We start from the raw sequence: 22,942 nt of genomic DNA, 5'->3' as shown, positions 1-22,942 counted from the left end.
GGGATGTATGACAATAGCGTTGGGGACATGCCCGTCCTCACCTTTCGGCTCGACGATGATGTCGCCCAGCGTTTCGCCGCGCTCGCGGCGGTATCGGGCGGCCGCTCGGCGCTGCTGCGCCGCTTGATCGGTGACGCCTTGGCCATGGAGGCGGGGGAGGGGCATCAGGCGCCGCGCGCCCGCCAGCGCGCAACCTGCCGGGTCGAGGTTCGGCTGATCCCGGAAGAGATCGCCGCGCTCGACCGCGCGGCGGATGTGCTGGGGATGAAGCGTACCGACTGGATCACCACGTTGCTGGCGCGGCGCTTGCGCGCAAACGCGCCCTTGCCGCGCGAGGAGCGGGCGGCCGTCGCGCAGGCGTGGCGCGAGCTCAATCGGATCGGGATCAACCTCAACCAGGCGACCCGCGCGCTCAACGCCTCGGTGATGGTCGAATCCGGCCTCGACGTCGCGCGGGAAGCGGCCAGGGTCGCAAGCTTTAGGTCCGAGATCGTCGATGCGCTCGCCGGTCTCGGGGCCGCGCTCAAGGGCGATCTTCGCTACTGGGACATGGCCGATGCGTGAGGAGGAGGGGGTTCTCCCGCTTCCCAGCCTGATGGAGGCCTGGCGGCCGCCGGCAGGCGGCAAGCGGACCCTGCGCGGCGCCTATGTTCGGATCAAACCGGGCGGAAGCGGGGGCGGGGCCGCCCGGCCGATGTCGATGGGCCAGGCCGAGGCGCGCGCCAAGCTCGAGCGGATCGTGCGCAAGGCGCCCGAGGTGATGGTGAAGGTCTCCGGCAAGCAATATGGCGCTCATCATGTCGCCGAGCATTTCGGCTATGTGGCGCGCCACGGGAAGCTCGCCGTCCGATCGAGCGAGGGCGAGATTATCACCGAGCCGGATCGGCTCAAGGCGATCGCTCAGGACTGGGCGATGCTCGACGAGGCCATGAACGAACATGGCCGGGAACGGCCGACGTCGATGTCGCTGGTGCTGTCGATGCCCGGGGGATCGACCGACGCCGAGACGCTCCATGATGCGGCGCAGGCATTCGCGCGAATCCTGTTCGAGGGGAACCATGCCTATATGCTGGCGCTCCATACCGACACCGATCATCCCCACGTCCATCTGACGGTGGCGACCGAAGGGGCGGACGGAACCCGCTTCAATCCGCGCAAGGCGGATCTCCATCATATGCGTGAGACCTTCGCGCATGAGCTGCGCGCGCGCGGTGTCGCGGCGGAAGCGACACCCCGGCGGGCGCGCGGTCATGTCCAGAAGCGCGTGCGGTCAGCCGCGCTCCATCTCGATGCCCGGCTTGGGGCCGAGGGGCGCAGGCTCAATCTCGCGCAGCTCAACGAACTGCGGGCGCAAAGCTTCGTGCGTGCGGCCGACCAGGAGCGCCGGCCGGAAGATGTCATGGCGCTGGCGCGCCAGAAGCAGATCCGCGGCGCCTATGCCGAGGCCGCCGTCGCGCTCGCCGCCACCGGAAAACCGGAAGATCGGGCCTTGGGGCAGGAAATCGCCGGCTTTCTGGCGGCGATGCCGCCGGCGGTGTCGCGGCGGCTCGCGCGCGCACGGGAGATACTGCAATCCGAACGGCCGCCGCAGGAGCGCCGAAACGAGCCGGAGGGCGTTTCGCCGCCCACAGGTGCGGACGAGGGGCGGCCACCGCCTCACCGGGATCGGGAACGATGATGGCCGGCGCTCCCGCGGGCGGCTTGCCTACCTTGCCTGTGTGGCCTTGGCATCCTATCTGGATGCGATGCCAAAATATCTTGGAAAATAGCGAATTTAGGCGCTGATACGCGCTTCTAGCTTGTTAGAAAAAAGCGTGCTATTATCTAACAGATAGGAGCACAGCCAGTGTCTGCGGTAGCCGATCGGATCATGAAGCGCGTGCGCGGCAAGGGCCGCGGCTGGGTGTTCACGCCCAAGAGCTTCGTCGACTTCGGGACGCGTGGGTCGGTCGACATGGCGCTGTCGCGCCTCGTGACCGCCGGCGACATCCGGCGCATCGGCCGGGGTCTTTATGACTATCCGCGCCAGCATGACAAGCTCGGTGCGCTCAGTCCCGATCCCGCCAATGTCGCCAAGGCCCTCTCGACGCAGAGCGGGGACAAGCTCGCACCGTCGGGCGCGGCGGCGGCGAACAGGCTCGGGCTATCGACCCAGGTTCCCGCCCGGGCCAGCTATGCCACGACCGGCCGCACCCGGGTCAGGCAAGCGGGCGGGCGCAGCCTGACGCTCAAGCACAGCCGCGCACCGGTGCTCGACAATGCGCCGGACTCGGTCAACGCGGTCGTGCAGGCGCTCGCGCATCTGGGGAAGGACAATATCGATAGCGACAAGATCCGGCACTTCGCCGCCCGCCTCGATGATCGCGACATGCGGATGCTCGCCCGGGCCAGGGCCGAGATGCCCGGATGGATGGGCGACGTCGTCTTAAAGATCGGCGCCGCCCGCAATGGATGAGTTCGCACGCAGACCAGCCGAGGATCGGCGCGCCTTTATCGATGAAGCGGCGGCGCGGCGGGATCTGACGCCGATCATCATCGAGAAGGATTTCTGGGTCTGCTGGACGCTACGCCGCCTCGTCATGTGTCCCGACCTCGCCGGTCACATGACCTTCAAGGGCGGGACCTCGCTGTCGAAAGCCTATGGGATCATCGCGCGCTTCTCCGAAGATATCGACCTCACCATCAGCCGCGCGGCGCCGCTGCTCAGCGAAGTCGCCTCGCCGATGGACAGCGACATTACCGGCAAGGAGCGCGAGCGCCGGACCAAGGCGCTCAAGGCGGCGGCACAGGCTTATGTCGCCACGGTCGCCATGCCGATCCTGGCGCGCGAAATCGAAGTCGCTCTCGGCACGGCCGAGGGCTGGAGCCTGGCGCTCGATCCCGACGACAAGGACCAGCAGACGCTGCTCTTCGTCTATCCGCGCACCTCGGGTTACGGGCTCGCCTATGGCGAGAATTACGGCGGCGCGGATGAAAGCGGTTACATCAAGCCGCGCATCAAGCTGGAATTTGGCGCCCGCGGCGACACGGAACCGTTCGCGCTTCGACCGATCTTGCCCTATCTGGCCGAAGACTTTCCCGAGGAACTGCCGGATCCGGTGACCGAGGTGCCGACGCTGGCCGTTGCGCGGACCTTCTGGGAAAAGGTCACGATCCTTCATGCGCTCCATCATAACGGCAAGCTGCGCGAGGGCATGTCGCGCCATTATTATGACGTGCTGATGCTCGACCAGGCGGGCATCACGAACGAGGCGATGGGGCGGATCGATCTGCTCGAGCAGGTCGTGCACAACAAGAGCCTGATGTTCGCGGACAGGTCGGCCTCCTATGACACCGCCGTGGTTGGAACGCTGCGCCTGTCGCCCGATGGCGCGACTTGGGAGAAGCTTGAGCGGGACTATGGCGCGATGTCGGAGATGTTCATGGCCGCGCCGCCGAAATTCGAGGCGTTGATGAAGGGTCTGGCGGCGATCGAGGGGACGATCAACGGGCGTTGATGCCGGAGACCGCGAATGAGCAAGTAATCTAAGTATTTGAAATAGAACGATAAAAGACTGATAATCAATCTTATGTTAAATCAGTGCCAGCATCGCACAAGCGAGTGGCGGCTCACGCACCGAAGTCTGGCGTCATAAGCCGAAGGCGCACCGAAAAGCTGCTCGGGCTGCCGAAACCCGACAGGTTGGCAACCAGCTGGGTTTCGTGCCTGCACAAAGATGGGCTAAATGCGGGACCAATGGAATCGAGCGAGGGAACTTGCATGATCACCGCCAAGCACATCCCTTGGGAGCCGATCGGCACTTTGCCGGAAGACCGGAAAGACGGCCGTCGCTTGCTGCTCTGGGAGGTTGACCTCCCTGTGATCGGGCGATGGGATAGCGACCGTGAGGGCTGGGAAAATCCCGAAAGCATGCATATCCTGGAAGAAGTCATCTACTGGGCCGACATCACCCCACCCGTGTGATGAGTGGATAGGAAGGGGTTACTTATCGGTATCCGCAGTTCGACTGATTCAATAGTGCGCCAGCGTCCGGCCGATGCCGATCCGTCTGAACGGCGGCTTGGTCTTAAAGATATCGATGAGATCGAAAGCGCCGAGCGCGAAAGCCGCGATGTCGTTGCCGGCCTTCAGGACGATGAGCTCGCCGGCATTGTGTCTCTTCGCGATCATGCTGTTGTTGGGATGAGAGGTGCTGTCTCCCGCGGCGGCTCCGCTTCGAGCCAAGAGAAAATCTGGCTAAGATCGTGGTCCGTTTAGGCAGCGATCGTCACCATCGGTGGTGCCTCTCCCTTGGTCATGGCGCGGCCCCGCCCGCGGGATCTGCTGGAAGCGGGATCACATTGGCCTCGCCGAACAAAGCTGTCACCTTCGCCATCGCGAGCTCGCTTAGAATCTGGGTGAACAACAGCGCCAATCGGCGCTTCGGTCTGGAGCACGCGACGTAGAACAGGTTGCGATTGCTCTCGAAGGATTCGACCTTGTCTGCCGGGGGGCCTGGGTCGAGCCGTTCCAGCATCTGCGCGAAATTATACTTGTTCCAGCCACGGCCGACGATGACGAGCACGTTCTCGAACTCCGCACCCTTCACGCCGTGCTTGGTGGCGAAGGGCGTGTGACCATCGATGAACGCATCCACCGCCATCAGCTCGGTGTAGGCGACGTCCCGTAGCCTTCGCAGCTGGGCGATCCTCCGAGACTCGCCTTCGACCGGTTCGGGTCCGGCGTCGGCCAAGCGTTGCTCGCGGTCCAGCACCGCCTCGGGCAGATGCATGTGAGCCTGGCCTTTGATGAGGTCGATGACGGCGCCGATCGTGCCGGTCGCTCGCAATTGGATAAGCTGTTCGAGAGACTGCGTCCATGCGACCTTGTCGTGATGCCGACGGATGCACGGCCTGCCGGCGCCTAGGCTCTCAAACATCTCGCCATAGCGCTTCGCCTGAAAGGCCGCGCATGCTGGCTCGAGCTGGTCGGCCAGAAATTTGATGTGGGGGTCTTCTTTCTTGAGCCAGGCATCGTTGAACTGGCCATAAATGCTCTGGATGGTCGGATAGCCCTGTTCCTTCGCCAGCACGCTGTGGCTGAGCATCAGGATCTTGGTGCGTTCGACGGCAAAGTCCCAGCCCTCATCCGACAATCGCTGCTTCAGGTGATCGAGATAGGCGCGTGCCGCCTCGGGGCTCGTGTCGCCAGTCCAGTGACCACCGCCCTGGCCCGTTCGGCGCTGGCCCGGCCATGCATTCGTGTGAAAGATTCGAGCCTCACCCGGCGCATCCGGGTCGCTGGGGATCTGTTCGAGATCGGGTCGCATGCGATTGAGCACCGCGACGATGGGTTCGGCGGATCGGAAATTGGCGTTTTTGTCGATCACCTCGAGTGCTGCGTGCTCGACCGCACCGCATCCCTCACCGTAGATCTTCTGCCAATGGTCGCCGAACAGGCCAATGATAGGCCCCGTACCCGTACCTAGGAAATGCTGCTTTAGAGCCTCTACGAAGCCCGCATCGGTGTCCTGATATTCGTCAATCAGCAGCACGGGATAGCGCTTCGCTAGCACTAAGCGAAACTTGGGCCGTGCCAGCAGCTCCGTCATCAGCGTCAGCACGTCTTCGTGCTTCAATGACACCTCGTCTGGCGTCACCCGGGGATAGCCGAGGTCGTAATTGACCTTCCTCGCGCCTAGCCCCCCCACCCCGGCATCGGCGAGACGTTCTCCCCATCCCGGCAAGTCAGGCACGATCGCGCGGAGCTGGGGCTGAAAGTCCTGCAATACTGACCAACAAAATCCGTGAATGGTCTCCGGCCGAACCGCCGGGTGGGCCTGAACGCGCGCGATAATCTCATCCTTCGCCACGTTCGTGAACGTGATGCAACCAATCTGTTGGCGCTTACGCACAAGTTCCGTACCGCGAAGTTCGATCAGGCGGCGCAGCGCCTTTTCTAGGGAATATGTCTTGCCTGCGCCCGCGCCTGCCTCGAGCCGGAAGCTTTGTCCGGCATCGAAGCACGCATAGACACGCTCAAGTGCAAGGCGGCCGGCCGCGTCGGCGGCGGTCTCTTCGTCAGCCATCGACCTGGGCCCCATCAGCCGCGTCAATCACTTCGGCGACCAACTCGGCGGCGATCGCGTCTGGCCCGAGGGTCGGCGCTGGATTGCCTTGGGCAAGCCACCGCAACCCTTCGCCGATGTAGCGCGGCGTCCGCCACTCGGTGTTTACGATCGCATGTTCAAGCGCAAAGCTGGACTTTTTCTGTTCGGCCGCATGCTCATAGGCGAGCGTCGCCTGGTCGCCCTCGCCGAGATCGAAGAGTTCTGGATTGGCGAGGATGAAGGCATCCTCAAAGCTGCGAGCACATGGACCGCCATCCTGCTCGGGGATCTGATAGGCGAGCCGTCGTCCGCCGTCGGTCTTCTCCTCGGTCGACTTGTCGAGCAGCTGGGCTGGGCTCACGTCGGGCTCGTACCAGCTTTTGATACAGGCATTGCTGGTGAATGTGCCCTCGGCCACACGAACCGCCACGCGCTTGTTCTTGGCCCCGGGCGCAACGGAATCGATATCGGTGATGATCAGCGTGCGCAACTCGAGGAACGCCAGCAGGCCGAAGAAGCGATGGGCGTAGGCGCCGCCGACCTCCATGACAGTGAGGTACTGACTGCTTAGTTGCGGCTCGCCTTGCGCGGCAGCGTCGGTCTTGCGGATCATCGCCGGAAGGAGAAGGCGTTCAGCGGTTCCTTCGATCAGCACCGCCTTGTCCGCAAAGAAAAGGTCGCAGCGGGATAGCGTGAGATATTGATGAAGAAAATTGCGATCCTCTTCCGGCGCGCCGCCCATACCCTGCCGGAGATCCTTCACAACTGAGCGCCGGAGGCCCGGGCCGTCGGTAACCGACAGAAAATAGCGGAGGCTCTCGAAGCGGGCTTCGTTCGCCATGTGGGGCGAGTGGGTGGTGACGACGAACTGGACCGGCCACGGACGGTCGGCGTTCAATTGGGCGACGAACGCGTTGGCGATGTACTCCAGCTGGCGTATGAACACCTCCTGCATCTGGGGATGCAGATGCGCCTCGGGCTCCTCGATAAAGATTAGATGCACGCCGGCCGCTGTTGGCGTTCCCTGGAACTCGCGGAAGAAGCGCAGGAGCTGTAGTAGCATGTAAACGAGGTTGCGCGCGCCGAGGCCATTGTAGGTTTCGGGCAGGGTTACGCCGTTCACGCCCCGGTAGCGCAGGCGCGTGTGGTTGCTGAGCAGCTTGTCGACGTCGAAGCTGGTCTCTGTCACCAATCCCGGGTCTACAAGGCCAGGATATCCAAACAGGTCGAACGTGGGCAGCAGTGAGGTCAGCTTGGCGTTAAAACCGATATGCAGATCGCCCTGGATCTGATCGACCGCCTCCTTGAGCTGCTCGGCGGTGCTGCGTCGCGTTGGATCCAGTTCGTCCGTCAATGCCGATTGGAAGAGCACCTCGACCACCTTGCCGAGCACGTCGCGCTCGCGGAATGTATCGTCATCCAGCCCGCGCTGGGCATTGATGAAGCCGCCGCCGACGAGCGCGGACAGGATCTTTGGTTCCAGTGTCTTCCGGTTGGTCGGGTCGTTCGGATCGACCGCTTCCAGCGATCCGGCATAGGCCGAGGCAATGCGATTTCCGAGTTCGCGGTAGAGCCGGGCGCGGTCCGCCTCCGGATCTTCGAGCGGCTCCGTTAAATCAACGAACAACGCCTGTAGCGCATTGGCCTTCGGCGCGAACCGGAACTCCAGCCGGGCCTCGTGGCAATCGGGATTCAAGTCGATGATGCACTCGCTAAGCGGCCCAAGATCGGCCGCATCGACGTCATAGCCGATATCGAGCACGAGCTTGATTGCTGGCAACTGTCCGAGCGTCTCGGACGAATCTTGCTGCGCGCGGAAAGACACAAGCGATGTCCAAAAGCATTCGTGACACCCGAGCGAAAAATCTTCGAGGCGGAAACTCAGGGCGCGATCGGACAGCAAGCGCCGGAACAGCTCGGCGATCGACGTCTTGCCGCTGTTGTTGCGGCCAACGATGAGCGTCGTCTGTTCTTCGAAACCGATCTCCACGTCGCGGAGGAGCCTGAAGTTTTCAATCTTAGCTCGGTTGATGCGCATTTTCCCCCCTATTTTGGCGCTATATAACCCGGGCGATGAACCCTAGCGTCAGCGCGCCCGACGCCATCGGCTTGGGCGCCGATCACCTGGACGTCCGCACGGCGGAACCAAGGATCGGTCCCGAAGATGATCATGGCGCTGTCCTCTAGCCGCATCGCGTCAAGCGAGCTCGCACTTCGAGTGGAGGTCGTCACCGACAACGGACTTGGCAATCTCGACAAGGTGGGGATGGTGCGTGAAGAACAGGACCTGCGTGGAACAGGCCACCTCGGCGAGCACCCTGAACCCCGCTTCGGCGCGCTCGTCGTCGAAGTTCACGAACAAGTCATCGGCGAGAAACGGCAGGTTGACCCCAGCCTTCACCGATTGCTCCAGCGCCGCCAGCCTAAGGGCGAGGAAGAGCTGGTCGGTGGTGCCCTCGCTCATGGCGCCCACCTCCACCATTGTGCGTCGATCGTCCCTCAGGCCCAGCAGCCGCGGGACGCTTCCGTCGGCGTCCACTCGTAGCGCGGCATAGCGGCCGGCGGTCAGAATCGAGAACAAATCGCCGGCGCGCAACAGCAACGGATCTTGATGTCTTTCGCGGTATTTCTCGATCGCCCACTTCAACGTCAGCGCCTGAGCACGCTTCAGGATGTACTGTTCGGCAAGGACTTCAAGCTCGGCCTTCGCCTGTTCCGCGTCCGATGCCGCGTCCACCGCGGCTGTCCCGCCCGCGTCGAGGGCGGTGAAAGCAGATCTGGCGTGGCCATGCGCCGTAGCCGCTGCGGCCACCTCGTCGTTCAATTCCCCCAACCGTGCATCCAGCGACGAGACGTGGCTCGCGATTTGGTCAGGATTAGAAGCGGCGACTGCGGCGACGAGTTCGTCCAGCGTGAAGCCGTCCCCTTCCTCGACGATCCTGCGTTCTATGGCGGCCCGCTCCACCGTCAGCCGGCGCTTCGCGCGCGACCGTTCGATCGCTTCCGATAATTCCGCGCGATCCGTCGATTTGGTTTCAGCGAGCGCGGGGGCCAGCGCCGCGTCGGCCGTGGCGAGCTTCGCCGAAGCCTCCTCGAACTGATCCGCGCGGCGGCGCGCTTCCTCATCCAGCGAATCGATCAGCGTGGCGGCCGACCTGGCCGCCGTGAGGCAATTCCTTAGAGCGCCAAGCCGCGTCGCCGTGTCGCCCGCGGGAACGTTGGAGCCATCGGACAACTTCTCTACCCGCTCCATGTGATTGCTGGCGTCCCTGCGGATCGTCTCGACCCTCCTGCGCAGGTCTGCCTCTGCCGCGATGGCGCCACGAAGATCATCGAGTAGTTCCAGAACCGCACCGCAAGTGACGATGTCCAGCTGCAGACCGGCTTCGTCCATTACTTCTCGCCAGGAGGTGACGTTCGACGCGTCCTCATCGTCGAGGCGCTGGTGCCGCCGGTCGAGGGCGGAGGCCTCCGCGGCGATCTGGTCCAACTGTTCTGCGGCAAGACGGCGCTGTTGCGTAAAATCCTCGTATTCAGCCCGCTTCCGCTCGGCTGCCGCGAGTACCGGCGTTAACGGTCCGCCGGCGTCCGCAACCTCCAACGCCTGCGCCAGCGCGGCCCGGCACCGGTCACGCCGTCCGACAATGGAAGCGAGATCGGCCCGCAACGTCAAGCCATCGCGATGGGCCTCGACCGCCGCGTCCCGCGCCGACCGCCAGGTTAGGAAACGGGTGGGCTCGAGGGCTGGCAGGCCGGCCGCGGTCAATCGCGCCGCCCATGCCTCCGCTGCTTCTCCATAACGCTTGCGGGCATCTTCAATCCGGCCCTGCGCTTGTTTGGCCTGAAGATCGTGCGACGCCTTGGACCGCTCGAGCACGGAGAGGCGGCTCGACTCCTCGGCCAGCGAAAAACGGAGGACCATCTTCTCGTCCACACGGGACACGCTTGTCTCGTAGTCGGCTACGGCCGCTTCTGGAGACCCGAGTGGGGTCCCCGCAAGGACATTCTCACGGATGGGTTGCCAGCAGTCCTGGCGGCTCAAACGGACCGATGCGATCTCGTCCTCGGACACGACGGTGCCGGTCGCGAGTTGGCCAATCTCCAGCGCAACCTTCTCGGCCTCTTCGGTCCAGTGCCGGAGCTGCTCCTCTTCACGGCGAACTTGGCCGAGAATTTCGGCCAGTTCGCTACGTGCGGACTCGATCTCCTCGTCGCCCACCTCGGGTAGCACCAGCAGCTCGTCGATTCCGCCCGTCCACGGCGAAAGGCGGGTGAGCAGGGCGGGCAGCGACGATGCCAACGCTTCGACCCTAAGGCCGGCTCCTTCGCAACGAGCGTCGGCATCCGATCCGAGCGCGCGTGCGGCGTCGACCGCATCAATGAGCGCCTCGGAAGCCGCGGCGGCCGATGCACCATCGAGCCGGTCCTGCGCGCGCTTCCTTCGGTCGTCGAGATCGTTCCGGCTCTCGGCGATCTGCCTTCTCGCGGCGGCGTTCTCGCCGTGAGTCCGGGAGAGGTCGCGCAACTTTGCCGCCAAAGCGCGTGAAGGTGTGGCGTCCGCGTTGGGTCCCGCTTCGGCCCTCAAACGGCGAGTCAGCGCCTCCGCGACGACGAGCTCCGCCTCGCGCCGGACTAGATCCTGCGCGGCCTTCGCGACGGAGCCCCCGTCCGCGATGAGCTGGTCGATCTCGTCCGCCTTTTCCAAAAGGGTCGGATCGGCCTCGATTTTGTCCCGACGGTTTTCCGCGTCAGCCTTTAGCTGCTCTGCGGTCGACCTCTGGCGCTGGGCCTCCTCGGCCTCGCGGATCACGCGTTCCGCCTCGTCCTCGCGTTGCACACTGAGATCAACGATGGTTTCGTAGCCGAGCAGGGTCTCGGTCTGCTCGTCGCGCAGCCGTACGAGCGGGGCGAGCCGCCTTACGCGGTCTGCAGCCCTCAGCTCCGTTTGGACCACGTCGCGGGCGTCTCGAGCCAGATTGAGTGCGGCCTGTGCCTCCAGCATCGCGTTCCGTGCGTCAGACCAGGACTTGGGCTTGAGAGCTGCGTCTCGGATCGTCTTGGTGGCTTCGGCGAGCTGGCGGTGCGCGAAGGTAAAGCTGCGTCGCTGGGACGTCGTAGGCGCCCAGATGGCATCGGCCTCGCCTTCGAGCTTCTTGAGCTCGTCGGCGACGCCGGTGAGGCCAGAACCCGCGGCGAACAACGTGCGGCCGAGGTCGTTCTTGGCTTCTACCATTGCCTTGCCTCCCGAGCGCAGGGCATCCTGGTCGAGACTGAAGGAGAGGCTGAAGGTTTCGCGGGTCTGCCCTTTCAGCATCGAGGCAAGGGGAGCCTCGTCGATCGCTGCGTCATTCGTGTCAAGCAGCGTGCCGGCCGTACCCTTTTTCCGGCGGCACGCGAACGTCCGACTACCGTCCTCCAGTACCGCACCGACCCTGAGGAGGATGTAATCGAACATGAAGTTGTACGGCGACCGCTGGGGGAATCCGAAAAGGAGGTCTGACACCGCCGCCAGCGAGGTCGTCTTGCCGGCTTCGTTCGCCCCATAGATGATGTGGAGGTCGGGGTCGCCGGACCGAAAGTTTAGCTCGCAGTCCGCGAAGCGGCCGTAACGTTCGAGGGAAAGGCGGGAGAAACGCATTGTCAGGCTTCCGGCGTCAGGCGCGACCGCAACGCCGTTGATGCGGTGCCGAGGATTCCTGCCCAGTCGCCCTGTGCCGCTAACAGACGCAATTCACCGTCCTCCGACTCACCGAGCGCGCTCTTCGCCAGAACCATGAAGCGCTCCAGATCCGCCTCAATCGCCGCCGCTAGTCCGAGGTCCGAGGAGCCCTCGCCGATCAATTCATCGAGATCCTCGCCGAGCACGGCGTGTTGTTCCGTGGTCGGCTCCGACACCAGTACCTTCACCTTCTCGACATGAAGGTCTGGCGAGATCGACGTGGCGATGGCGCGCACGTCGTCCCGAATGGCCCCAGCCTTGTCGATGAGCGCGCCTGCGCCTGCGAGCTCGCCCCTCAGGCTCACGCGGACGATCATTGGCCGACCGGAGCCATCGGCGCCGTGGATGCGCGTCAGTTCGGCGCGGATCAGGTCCGGGAGGCCGCCCGGCGATGAGCCGGCGCAATCGATGTCGAGGCGGATCCAGCGCACAACGTCCAGATCGATGCGATCAATGGACGAAACCTCGCCATCCACCACCGTCACGATGACTGCACCCTTTGCGCCCGCCTCGCGTATAGTGCGGCCCTGCACGTTGCCTGGAAAGACGACATAGGGGTTGTCGTTGACGATTTCGAACTCGTGCACATGGCCGAGTGCCCAGTAGTCGTAGCCCTTCCCGCGTAAATCTTCGACGCCACAGGGCGCGTATTTGGCGTGCCCCGGCCGCCCCGCCAAGGCGGTGTGGAGTACGCCGATGTTGAACGAGTTCGCTTCTGCGGCCGGATAGGAGAGGACGAGGTTGTCGGTGACGGCCGGCGTGGAAAAGCTCTGGCCGTGCAGCGCCACAGCGAGGTTCGGCAGCCTGTGGGTTTCGGGACGCCTCGGTCCGAATTGGCGAACGTTTGGCGGCCAAGTCAACGTCCGCGAGATCGCCGAGGCGGCGTCGTGGTTGCCGGCAATAATGAACGCTGGAATGCCGGCCTGATCGAGACGGCCCATGGCCCGGGCAAAGTAGAGTCCCGTCCCCATATCGCGCCAGTCGCCATCGAATAGATCGCCGGCGATGACGACAAAGTCCACCGCCTCGTCGATCGCGCATTGGATGAGGTTGTCAAACGCGGATCGCGTGGCCGACCGGATCTCCTCGACGGGAAGTCCATCGTACCGCGATAGGCCATGCAATGGACTGTCCAAATGGATGTCCGCAGCATGCAGGAAGCGGAAACTCGACACGGTGATGTTCCCCCCTGGCAGTCAGTGCCTACCGTTTATGAAGATAAGAGCGGCAAATGGAGACGTTGGCCATTTGCCGAAGCGCAGCTTCTCAGGCCGCATAGCGGCCGTCCTCAAGCTTTCGTACCATCCCCATTCCTGCAAGCGCATCAAGCACTGGCGCGACTGTAGAGGCGCGTTTCCCTTTGAATGCACGGGCAACATCTTTGGGCGCCAATGGTTTGGCGGACCGCGCCACGACGCTTGCGACGGCAACCACTTGTTCTGGAAGGGCGCTTGGCCAATCCCGCTCCACCTTCTTTGCCTTGGTGCCTCTGCGAAGTTGCAGGACGACTTGGGCCGGCTTCTTTCGGAGGGATTTCGCCTGGAAAGAGGGCCGAACCCACCGGATCTGCCCCGCACGCTCCTCCTCGGCTCGCTCGTCATTCAAAGCAACAAGCCTGACCAGCATTTCCTCATGTTCCAAGTCGCGCGGCCAACCGTATGCTTCAGCGACAGCCTCATCTATCTGTTGGTGATAATGGCGGATGAGCGAGACTTCGCCGCGTTCGGCGATGGACCGGTATTTGGGATCAAGAACTCCACCCTTGGCATCTCGCATACGGGCGAGCGTGGTATAAAGTGCTGTCAGGGTCAGATCCGAATGGCGCGCTAGAACCTTCCGGCGCAACCTGTCCAATTTGCGCGCTGCAATCCGAATCCTCTGCTCCAGTTCCGGCACGCTCGGCGGAAAGGGAAACGGATCAAAACAGGTTTCATTTTGATAACGCGGATCGTCGCCCGACCCCATCCGCCCGCCCGCACGAAGCGCCCACACGGTGTGCGCTGTGCTCGAGACCACGCCGAGAACATAGGGGTCGTCGGACGCAATCGCTATAACTGAGCCATCCACGAGACGGCCCGCACTGGGAATAAACTTGAAGAACCTCTCCGTAGCTGTTTCGCTGGTGACGATGTAGCGCCGGAGACCGCTGATGGCTGCACGAAGCCTCGGTCGAGGTTCTGCGAAGCGCCACCAATTGAGGCGGTACTGCTCCCTGTCGTTTTCATCGCGCTCTGGCTTCACATGATCGAACAGGTAGCGGTGCACGCCAGGGAAGCGATCATGCAACTCGTCCTCAGTCTCGATGTCGAAGAAGTCGAGAGCGTAAGTGTTACTTTGAGACTCAGTCACATCCGTGCCGGCCACAACCAGCGGCATTCGTTCCGGCGGCACGCCATCGGCGATGAAGCGGGCTCGCTGCTCGGTATTGATTTTGAATCCGTCACCGGACATTTGTAAGCGTGGCCTGAAGGCCGCAGGTTATGCTGCCTCAGCAATCAGCGGTTGCTCGGTGGCAACCCAATTCCACGGCATGAGTTCATCCCAGCGCGAGGCTGGCCAACCACCCGCAATCTTTGCGATGACATCGGCGATGTAGGCCTGCGGCTCGATGCCGTTGAGCTTTGCCGTTTCGACGACCGAATAAATGGCGGCGGCGCGCTCACCGCCAGCCTTCGATCCTGCGAAGAGCCAGTTTTTCCGGCCGATTGCGACGCCGCGCATCGCGCGTTCCGCAATGTTGTTGTCGATCTCGGCCAGGCCGTCATCGAGGAAGCGTGTGAGCGCAATCCAGCGCTTGCGACCATAGGCGAGCGCCTTGGCCATCGCGGACTTGGGCGACAGGCGGCGCGAGGCATCGTCGATGGCCGCGCGCAGCTCATCGACCAGCGGCCTGGTTTTCTCCTGCCGCCGTTGCCGGCGCATATCCGGTGGTTGGCCGCGAACCTCGTCCTCAATCCGGTAGAGCGCGGCGATCCGCCCGAGCAGGTCGGTAGTCAACGGCGTCGGGCTGGTCTGGTGGTTGTCGAATATCTTGCGCCGGAAGTGGGCCCAGCAGGCCACCTCCTGGATACGATTGCCGGCATAGAGCTTCTCGTACCCGGCATAGCCATCGGCCTGGAGGAGGCCGGTGAAGCTCTTCAGCTCGGTCTGCGGATGAATGCCGCTACGGTCGGGCGTGAACTTGTACCACACCAGCGCCGGAGCGGTTGATCCGCAGGCCCGGTCATCGACGACATAGGTCCACAACCGGCCCTGCGCGGTCTTGCCCTTGCCGGGGATCAGCATCGGCACGGGCGTATCGTCGCTGTGGATCTTGCCGGCCTTCAGGCCTTCCTCGCGGATCCGGGAGACGACCGGGTCGAGCAGATGTGCGGCTTGTCCTGCCCACCCGGCCAGCGTCGAGCGGTCGATGTCGAGGCCCTGCGCTGCCATCATCTCGGCCTGCCGGTAGAGCGGGAGATGATGGTCGAACTTGGACACGACCACATGGGCGAGCGTGGCGAAGCTCGCCTTGCCGCGGGCAATGGCCTTCGCCGGGGCCGGCGCCTGCACGATCTTCTCGCAGGACCGGCAGCTGTACTTGGGGCGGATGGTGCGGATCACGCGCCACTGCACCGGCAGGACGTCGAGCATCTCGTCGCTGTCCTCACCCAGCGGGCGCAGGACGCCGCCACAATCGGGGCAATTGCAGTGGCCTGCCTCCGGTTCGATCCGCTGCTCGGCACGAGGAAGATGGAGCGGAAGGCTGCGGACCGGCGCTGGCCGTTCGGGCTTGGCTGCTGGCGCATCCTTGCGGGCATCGGCGACAGCGGCTTCGCCTTCGAGCTCCTCGAGTGTCAGTTCGAGCTGCTCGATCTGGGCCGACATCTTCTCCGACGATTGGCCGAACGTCATGCGGCGCAACTGCGCCAGCTGGAAACGCAGCGTGTCGATCAGCGTGTCACGAGCTGCCAAGGCTGCTTCCAGCTCGGCGATCCGGGCATCTTTATCAAGGTTGGAAGTGGCTGTGTCCGACACCGTGACCCACTAGCAAAGTGGGCCATCCCGCACCAGAAAAACCGCGCAAATCTGGGACTTTTTATCCTGCCAGAAGCGGCGCAGCGGTGCGTTCGGGACGGCGCCAGTCGATGCCTTCGAGCAGCATGGAAAGCTGGGCCGAGGTAAGGCTGACCTTGCCTGCCTTCGTCACCGGCCAGACAAATTTGCCGCGATCCATGCGCTTGGAAAACAGGCACATCCCCTGGCCGTCGAACCAGAGCAGCTTGATCAGATCGCCGCGCTTGCCGCGGAAGGCAAACAGCGCGCCGGAATGCGGAGACTGCTCCAGCACCTGCTGGACCAGTACCGCCAGCCCGTCAAAACCCTTCCTCATGTCTGTCGCGCCGCAGGCCAGGTAAACCCGCGTCGAAGGTGGCAGCGGGATCATCGGCCGAGCACGGCGATCACCCGGGCAAGGGCGTCGGCATCGACCATCGCATCCACGGTCAGGCGGACACCCGTCGGCAGTTCGATGCCGATCTGCCCGCAACGCGATGGCACCGACGGTGCAACATCGCGGACGACCGGATCCGCAACCTCAACCTCGGAGAATGCCGGCAAGGCCGGTGGCCGGACGCCGGTCAGTTCTCCCGACATCGCCTGTCGGCGCCACGTGTAGATCGAGCCGCTGCCAACCTCATGCCGGTCGCACGCTGCGCGGACCGAACCCTCCGGCCCAAACGCATCCCGCAGGATCGCCAGCTTCTGCTCCACCGTCCAGCGACGGCGGCCGGACACCCGGCCCACGACCTCAATCCGAGTAGTCATATGACCACTCATATGACTACTTGCTCGCTCCGCCTCGCTACCGTCCATCCAGGCCACCCCATCAAAAGGAGCGGCTATCAGCGCCTCAATCCCGCGCCGTGCAAGGCGGCCTGCAGCCCACGGTTACGGACATTTTCACACCCATACGACAGATGTTGCCGTTGGCTCTGAGTGAGGTGGCGCCGGCGACGTTAGCGCCGGTAGTCAGATCGATGTTAATCGGCGCAACTTGCTCCTCAAACTCGAGCAGTGTTTCACCTTTTTTGCGCTTCTCCAGTGAAACGCTCGACAGCCGTCCTGCGCCTTGTCCGGCAGCAGCCGCAGTCATCGCGATCCGCACCGCAGCGGTTGTTTCCTGATCGTGCCACGGATGGTTCGGAATCGCGAAGGTCAGGTAGAGTTTGCCACCGCGCTCAGGATCGAGATAGCGGCTAAGCACCGAGCGATTACTCGATTGGGCAATAGTCTTCGTCGTGATGAGACCAAATCCTCGAACAGAGCCATTCGCTACCTGCTCGGCACTTCGTGCCCACCAATAGGTCACGAAATCGATCTCGCCAGAAAGGTCGCCGTACACGCTCCGGAGCGTATCGACGTAGGGCGACCCGAGGCGCTTGCGCATTCGGCGGCATCCGATGAAGGGCGGGTTCCCGATGATGAAGTCTGCCTCCGGCCAGACTTGCCGCCGCGGATTGACGTACCGATATACCGTTAGCCGACCGGAGTGATCGGGAACGGGTCGCCCGGTCACTGGATGCGGCTTCATCGACGTACCATCCCAGATCGTCTTTGGCTCGCCGTTCTCCATCTCAGGAAGCTTCTCGTCCCAATCAAGCAGGGCATCGGCTGGGATGATCGTTCTGACATCACGCAAAACGGGGGGCTCGGGCATCCGATCTTCTCCGTTCACACGAAAATGCCATTGAAGATAGCCAATCCAGAGCACGAGTTGAGCGATCTGTGCAGCCCGAGGATTGATTTCGAGGCCATGGAAGTTGGCAGGAGTAATCGTGTGGCTGCCGAGCTCAAGAAGATAGCGCTCATCGCCGAGTGCTTCGAGCAATTCGAGCACCTCTCCTTCCAACTCCTTAAGTCGCGCAAGCGCGACATAAAGGAAATTGCCCGTTCCGCAGGCCGGGTCTAGAATGACGATGTTTGCGAGCTTGGTGTGAAAGCGTTCGACCTCAAGACGCGCGGTCTCCTTGTCGCCTGCTTCCGCAGCCAAGGTTGCTGCGGTTCGCGCACCTTCCCAATCAGCGCGCAGGGGTTCCATTACGGTGGGGCCGACCAGTCGCTCTACATAGGCGCGCGGAGTGAAATGCGCGCCAAGCTTGGCGCGTTCTTTGGCATTCAGCGCACGCTCAAGCAAGGTTCCGAAAATTGCTGGCTCGACCTGGCGCCAGTCCGATGCCGCTGCGTCGATGAGGACGTTGATCTCACGCTGATCAAGCGCCAGCGCACTGGCATCCTTAAAGAGGTATCCATTGAACTGACGCACAACCTCCCCTGCCTCACCAAGGCCAAACGCAAGGCCACCGGTATCCATCGCCTCCCATAGCTGACTGAGTTGGGGGGCCAGGAGTTCGGGGCGATCGCGGACTTTTTTCAAGAGCGCGCTGAAACTCGCCTTCGGAATAAGACCAGTGTCCTCCGCGAACATGGTAAAGAGGAGACGCATAAGGAAGGCCGCCACGCGATCCGGGTCCTGCTCTCGAGCTTCGATACCCTGGGCTAGAACAGCCAGATGATCCGCAATTTTTCGCGTAACCCGTGCCGCCTCGGCCGAGGGGTCGAGCGACATTGGCATGGTCCAAATTGCCGCCAGGCGCTCCCGGACTGTCTTGTCGCGCAGTTCATCGAGGGTAATTCGATACCGACGACGGTCGGGAAATGGCGCATAGCCTTTCCCGTTGCGTTGAAAGTCCGCATAGACGTCGATGCAATATCCAACGTCGCTGACCAGCAGGAAAGGTGGCCAGCCATGTGAGCGGGGCAAATTCTTAGCGTAGCCCTCCGCTTGACTTGCAGCTCGCTGCATAGCGCCGGTCCATGCAGCGGTGTCTCGACGAGCCATGCCGCGCTTGAAGCGGTCCTCCGCAGTCTGGCCAAAGAAGTCGCGAAGCGAGTAACCTTGACCAGCGTCGACTGCCGCCAGGTCGGCACTGCTACCTTGCTTAGCCTCTAAGATGAAACTGCCACGCTTATAGCAATCAATCCAGCCGTTGGATGTAGCGCCATCAATCTCGGTTTTGATGACATGACGTTCGAAGACGTAATCATTCTGCGCTGTGTCACTTAGCGTTGGCCGCGGGGCCTCTACGCCGAGCAGTTGACACAGATCGGTTAGAAACAATTGTGTGTTGGCTCGCTCGTTGCCACCTGCGGGTGCCCACTTCGCAATAAAATCTTCGACGTCCACAGGCCCCCCTTGCTCTGAGTCTTTTGGGGCTCAGGACGATGAGGATCAAGCTATTCCGTGCGAGCGGTTTCAGTCGCGCCTATCGACTGCGAGATCGCTGGATAGGTGGGTGAACCTTAGACGATTCCTGTCGGCCGGACGCGACTTTGACAGGCCCCCGTTCCCGTGTATCCCTGACCGTGGCAGGACGAATTTGATGACCCTGTTCGACGTGGTTTCGCAGTTTCGTGGTCGCGACCTTCATAACACGCGAGATCGCTTCGGGATTGTCGAACAATGCGGTTCGCACGACCGCCTCGATCACTCGCAACTGACTTTGCGCGGCTCGCTCGTTTCTGTCTCCGGGCGCCTCAGGTCGGGATCGCGTCGGTCGCTCGCGAGCCTGTGACTGACCTCGGCCGGACTCCAGGCTGATTGATGGAACGGCAGCCGGCGCAATACTGTTGCGGCTCTTGTCTCGCCGTAGCCGATCCAATTCTTGTAGGTCGCGTTCGTTCGGCCGATATCCTCGTACTTCCAATCCTTGGCGACTGGCCTCGAGCCATGCTGCCCGGCGGAAGGCTTCGCTGCCAGTAAGATGAACATTCGACCATCCGCGATGCCGGGCGATGGCGACGAGATCACGCACGACCTCCTCACTCTCGCTCGAGGTGACAAGACGCCGCCCTTGGTCCCGAAATGCAGGCTCTTTTGCCTGCGCCGTCGTGAAGTAGGCCGGTTCGCCCGACCATTTGCCGGTCGACGAAAAGTAGCGCTTTCGCAGGGGCTCCGGTATGTCGCCGGCAGAAATTGATCGGGGCTCGACCCCTGCCCCCTCCTTGCCTTTGTTAGGGGTGCCGGGATCCTTGGGAATGTCGTCCCGCGTGTCTTTCCCAGAACGCGGTGCGGACTGACCTTCACCGATTGAAATGGCATTGGCGCGCTTCCTGGCGCCCCGCGAATTCTCGGACTTCTCAGCGGACATGGGCTGTCCTTTCCTGGATAATGGATGTGGATGGCTGCCCGACCGATGGCAAAAGTGCCCGCTCGACCATCGCCGACACGAACGCGATCGCGGCGGCCTCGTCGCCCGGGGGCGGCAGTTCGGCCAGGTCGCCCAGAACCAGCATGTCATCCGTGATCTTGGCCGCACCTGCCAGCTCGGCGTCGGTCATTTCCCGCATCACAATTTCCTCCTGTATGGTCTCGCCCGAGCTTGTCGCCGGCTGCTGTGGGGCGCCGCTCAGACCGGGTGTACCAGCGCCCTGCCGCGCTGAAGCCGGCGTAGGTGGGGAAAGCATTGCCGCGATTGGACGGGCGGACGGCACAGGCGGAGCAACCACCCGCCGAGTGAAGCGCGGCATCCGGTAATAGGCGATCTTGCGCCCTCGAATTGGGGGGATGCCGGCGCGAAGGAGCAGGAGCTCGTTCTTCGGCAGCTGCATGAGCTCTTGCGGCAGCAGGAGCGCGCGGCGCTGATCAGATTCCGAGATGCTCCGGTTCGCCAGTAGCCCGTGGATGGTACGGCTGCGGGATTTCACGTTCATCGTGAAAAAGCCGAGCCGTTCGGAAAGTTCGTTCGCGACCTTCAGCTCCTTAGGCGTGAAGACAACCTCGAGGCCGCAATTGGCGATGATCTCGTCGGTGACATCGGGACCGTAGATTGCGCGAAGCTGGGATCGGCTCTGAATGACCGGAACCAGGCGCAGGCCATAGCCGGCGACGTAGGAGAAGCCGCTCGCAATCACCGAGGCTTTGCCGAGCCTGGCGAACTCGTCGAGCAGGACCAGGACCGGGACATTGCTAGCGCCCTCAGGAAGGTCGCGGGTGTTGAGATCCACGAGTTGCTGCAGGAACAGACTGTAGATCGGCGCGATGCGGTCGATATTGTCAGGCGACACGCCAAGGTAAATCGACATGCGCCGACGCCGCACCTCGCGCAGGTCGAAGTCGCTCTCCGAGGTGGCGGTATCCACCATGGGGTTGAGCCAGAGATTGAGCCGTGCGGTGATGGTCTGCTTGATCCCGGAAAAGGTGTTGTCCGAGGCCGAGGTGAAATCTTGGATCGCGGACACGCAAGCTTGGCTGAGGCGCTGGCCCACCCTGCGAGCTTCCTGAAGCGCTGCGGGAAGGTCGCTCTTGGGATCCCCGCTCGTGAGGCGGCGGTATATCTCGCCGATGGTGAAGGGCAGGCCCGGGTTGGATGCGACCAGGGCGCCGACGCCGACAAAGGCCGCTCGCGCGGCCTCCGCCCAGAAGGGATCGGATCGCTCGGGCGCGGGGAACAGCATGCCCGCGATCTTCTGCAGCTCGTTGATGACTTCGGTGTCATCAGTCCGCCTGATGTGCGCCAGGGGGTTGTACCGCGCCGTCCGCCCCTCCGCGTCGAGCGGATCGAACAGATGCACTGCTTGGCCGGCCCGTGCCCGATAGCCGGCGCTTGCGCCCCAGTTCTCCCGCTTCACGTCGAGCACGATCACCGAATCTGGCCAGGTCAGCAGATTGGGAATGACGACGCCCACGCCCTTGCCCGCTCGCGTGGGCGCCTCGAGCAGAACATGCTCGCTCCCGCCGAATATCAGGAAACGTCCAGCCTTGCGGCCGACAACGATGCCGGCAGCGTCGCGAAGGCCCTCCCGCCGGATCTCGCCTTCGCGCGCAAACCGGGCGGTGCCGTGCAATGCCGGCCCGCGGCGCAGAATCCCGATTGCGAGGAGCCCGACCACAACAGCGCCCGCCAGAGCCCCGCGCTTTAGCCAAAGAATAAGCAGCGGGTCCGCCCGATAGTACCACAACCATGCGGGCAAGGCCGTGATGTCGGTGTTCGGGCCGATCTGGCCCATCCCAAAGAGGGCAACTGGCACGGCGATGGCGCAGCACAATAAGGTGCCGCCGGCAACGGACAGGCCGATGATCCAGAAGTTACGCTGCACCGGCATCGCCCACCTTCGGGTGGAAGTAGACCTCTTCGACCTCAAAGCGACCGCCATGGCGCCGGGTCTGGACGACCACATCGATGAGCATTCGCAAAAGTCCGCGGATATCATCGCGCGCGAGATCGCGGCCGCCCTCGGATTCCTTGACGAGCAATGTCAGCTGCTCGAAGGCGCCCGCCGCAGAGCCAGCATGGACGGTGGTGATCGACCCAGGGTGCCCCGAGTTGACGTTGCGCAGGTAGAAGAAGGCGGTGCCGTCGCGCAGCTCCTGCAGCAGGATCCGGTCCGGGCGCATGCGCAGCGCGCTCTCGAGCAGCTGCTTGGGACCGACCTTCGCACGGCCCTGCCCTTCGCCCGAATAGACCATGTGAACGACATTGCGATGGGGCACGATGAGTTCGCGCGTGTCCTCGATCGTAAGCAGCCGCTCGTCGGGCGGGATGAGCTGGATAAGCGCTTTCGCCAAGGTCGTCTTGCCGGACCCGGTCGCCCCGCTGACCAGGATATTCTTGCGCGCGGCGACCGCGACCTTGAAAAAGGCTGGCCAGTCGCCCGCGTCGCGAAGTGCCACCAACTCGGCGTCGGTTTCGGTAAGGTCCCGGGCGCTCGCGCGCGTCGTGTCAAAGAGGCCAGCGCGTGCGAGCTGGTCGATCGGCAGGGTTACGGTCGAGGGCTTGCGTATCGTAAAGGACGGGCAGCCGCTCGGCGTCACCGACGGGATCACGATCTGGCAGCGCTCGCCGCCTGGGAGGACGGTCGAACAGATCGGCGTCTGCCCATCGATGTCCTGGTGCGTGAAGCTTGCCGCGGCGACGGCGAGCGTTCCAAGCCACTCGCTGTCCAGTTCAGGCAACTCATGCCATCGCCACCCCTGCCGGTCCTCGATCCCCGCCTCGCCCGGGCGGTTGATGACGAGCTCGGTTACATCATCCGGCTCCAGCAACGGAAGAAGCGGTTCGAGATAATGGCGGAGGACGGCGGTATCGCGCATGGC

At 63.2% G+C, this 22,942-nt stretch carries 18 protein-coding genes and 1 pseudogene; 6 read left to right on the top strand and 13 right to left on the bottom strand.

The window, feature by feature from the left end:
* The first annotated feature begins 27 nt into the window (after nucleotides 1-27).
* The 5 genes from SLG_RS20020 (at nucleotide 28) to SLG_RS20000 (ending at nucleotide 3,964) form a co-directional block, all read left to right on the top strand.
* A complete protein-coding gene (locus SLG_RS20020; protein WP_031295761.1) occupies nucleotides 28-564 on the top strand; it encodes a plasmid mobilization protein in 537 nt (178 codons plus the stop codon).
* The gene (locus tag SLG_RS20015; RefSeq protein WP_007688043.1) at nucleotides 557-1,678 is read left to right on the top strand and encodes a relaxase/mobilization nuclease domain-containing protein; all 1,122 of its coding nucleotides are present in this window, start codon (nucleotides 557-559) and stop codon (nucleotides 1,676-1,678) included. The genes SLG_RS20020 and SLG_RS20015 overlap by 8 nt, the downstream gene beginning before the upstream one ends.
* 168 nt (nucleotides 1,679-1,846) lie before the next feature.
* Complete coding sequence (locus tag SLG_RS20010; protein WP_014072625.1) at nucleotides 1,847-2,455, top strand: DUF6088 family protein; 609 nt, start codon at nucleotides 1,847-1,849, stop codon at nucleotides 2,453-2,455.
* Nucleotides 2,448-3,497, top strand: a complete 1,050-nt coding sequence (locus SLG_RS20005) for a nucleotidyl transferase AbiEii/AbiGii toxin family protein (protein ID WP_007688041.1) — start codon at nucleotides 2,448-2,450, stop codon at nucleotides 3,495-3,497. Before SLG_RS20010 ends, SLG_RS20005 begins: the two co-directional genes overlap by 8 nt.
* Nucleotides 3,498-3,760: 263 nt before the next feature.
* Nucleotides 3,761-3,964 carry a hypothetical protein gene (locus tag SLG_RS20000; RefSeq protein WP_007683427.1) on the top strand — a complete coding sequence of 68 codons (204 nt, stop codon included), beginning with the start codon at nucleotides 3,761-3,763 and terminating at the stop codon, nucleotides 3,962-3,964.
* Between the two features lie 48 nt (nucleotides 3,965-4,012).
* Here SLG_RS20000 and SLG_RS21965 read toward each other — a convergent pair whose 3' ends face one another.
* The 10 genes from SLG_RS21965 to SLG_RS19955 form a co-directional block, all read right to left on the bottom strand.
* Nucleotides 4,013-4,171 (bottom strand): hypothetical protein, encoded by a 159-nt coding sequence (locus SLG_RS21965; protein ID WP_007683426.1) that lies wholly within the window; start codon nucleotides 4,169-4,171, stop codon nucleotides 4,013-4,015.
* A gap of 124 nt (nucleotides 4,172-4,295) precedes the next feature.
* A complete protein-coding gene (locus SLG_RS19995) occupies nucleotides 4,296-6,068 on the bottom strand; it encodes a UvrD-helicase domain-containing protein (protein WP_014072624.1) in 1,773 nt (590 codons plus the stop codon).
* The gene (locus SLG_RS19990; protein WP_007683423.1) at nucleotides 6,061-8,127 is read right to left on the bottom strand and encodes an ATP-dependent nuclease; all 2,067 of its coding nucleotides are present in this window, start codon (nucleotides 8,125-8,127) and stop codon (nucleotides 6,061-6,063) included. Before SLG_RS19990 ends, SLG_RS19995 begins: the two co-directional genes overlap by 8 nt.
* Before the next feature lie 159 nt (nucleotides 8,128-8,286).
* Entirely contained in the window at nucleotides 8,287-11,727 is a 3,441-nt protein-coding gene (locus SLG_RS19985; protein ID WP_007683421.1) for an ATP-binding protein, read from the bottom strand.
* 2 nt (nucleotides 11,728-11,729) lie between these two features.
* Entirely contained in the window at nucleotides 11,730-12,983 is a 1,254-nt protein-coding gene (locus tag SLG_RS19980; protein ID WP_007683419.1) for a metallophosphoesterase family protein, read from the bottom strand.
* Between the two features lie 91 nt (nucleotides 12,984-13,074).
* Entirely contained in the window at nucleotides 13,075-14,259 is a 1,185-nt protein-coding gene (locus SLG_RS19975) for a type IIL restriction-modification enzyme MmeI (RefSeq protein ID WP_014072623.1), read from the bottom strand.
* Between the two features lie 27 nt (nucleotides 14,260-14,286).
* Entirely contained in the window at nucleotides 14,287-15,825 is a 1,539-nt protein-coding gene (tnpC, locus tag SLG_RS19970; RefSeq protein WP_014072622.1) for an IS66 family transposase, read from the bottom strand.
* Nucleotides 15,826-15,886: 61 nt separating this feature from the next.
* Nucleotides 15,887-16,234 (bottom strand): IS66 family insertion sequence element accessory protein TnpB, encoded by a 348-nt coding sequence (gene tnpB / locus SLG_RS19965; protein WP_014072621.1) that lies wholly within the window; start codon nucleotides 16,232-16,234, stop codon nucleotides 15,887-15,889.
* Nucleotides 16,231-16,614, bottom strand: a complete 384-nt coding sequence (gene tnpA, locus SLG_RS19960) for an IS66-like element accessory protein TnpA (RefSeq protein ID WP_041391853.1) — start codon at nucleotides 16,612-16,614, stop codon at nucleotides 16,231-16,233. The genes tnpB and tnpA overlap by 4 nt, the downstream gene beginning before the upstream one ends.
* A gap of 85 nt (nucleotides 16,615-16,699) precedes the next feature.
* A complete protein-coding gene (locus tag SLG_RS19955; RefSeq protein WP_014072619.1) occupies nucleotides 16,700-19,033 on the bottom strand; it encodes a DNA methyltransferase in 2,334 nt (777 codons plus the stop codon).
* Between the two features lie 196 nt (nucleotides 19,034-19,229).
* Between SLG_RS19955 and SLG_RS22330 the strand changes: the two genes are divergently transcribed.
* Nucleotides 19,230-19,421, top strand: a complete 192-nt coding sequence (locus SLG_RS22330; RefSeq protein WP_156405541.1) for a hypothetical protein — start codon at nucleotides 19,230-19,232, stop codon at nucleotides 19,419-19,421.
* A gap of 132 nt (nucleotides 19,422-19,553) precedes the next feature.
* Here SLG_RS22330 and SLG_RS22325 read toward each other — a convergent pair.
* The 3 genes and pseudogenes from SLG_RS22325 to virB11 all read right to left on the bottom strand — a co-directional run.
* Nucleotides 19,554-19,997, bottom strand: a pseudogene (locus SLG_RS22325) (LPD7 domain-containing protein); the annotation flags it as partial.
* The gene (locus tag SLG_RS19950) at nucleotides 19,987-21,951 is read right to left on the bottom strand and encodes a type IV secretory system conjugative DNA transfer family protein (protein WP_007683415.1); all 1,965 of its coding nucleotides are present in this window, start codon (nucleotides 21,949-21,951) and stop codon (nucleotides 19,987-19,989) included. The pseudogene SLG_RS22325 and the gene SLG_RS19950, both read right to left, overlap by 11 nt.
* Nucleotides 21,935-22,939 (bottom strand): P-type DNA transfer ATPase VirB11, encoded by a 1,005-nt coding sequence (gene virB11 / locus SLG_RS19945; protein WP_007683413.1) that lies wholly within the window; start codon nucleotides 22,937-22,939, stop codon nucleotides 21,935-21,937. The genes SLG_RS19950 and virB11 overlap by 17 nt, the downstream gene beginning before the upstream one ends.
* Nucleotides 22,940-22,942 lie beyond the last annotated feature (3 nt).

The organism is Sphingobium sp. SYK-6 (assembly GCF_000283515.1).
In the GTDB taxonomy this organism is placed as follows: Bacteria; Pseudomonadota; Alphaproteobacteria; order Sphingomonadales; family Sphingomonadaceae; genus Sphingobium; species Sphingobium lignivorans.
Note: the sequence above shows the minus strand (reverse complement) of the source record. Positions and strands in the feature narration are given on the sequence as shown.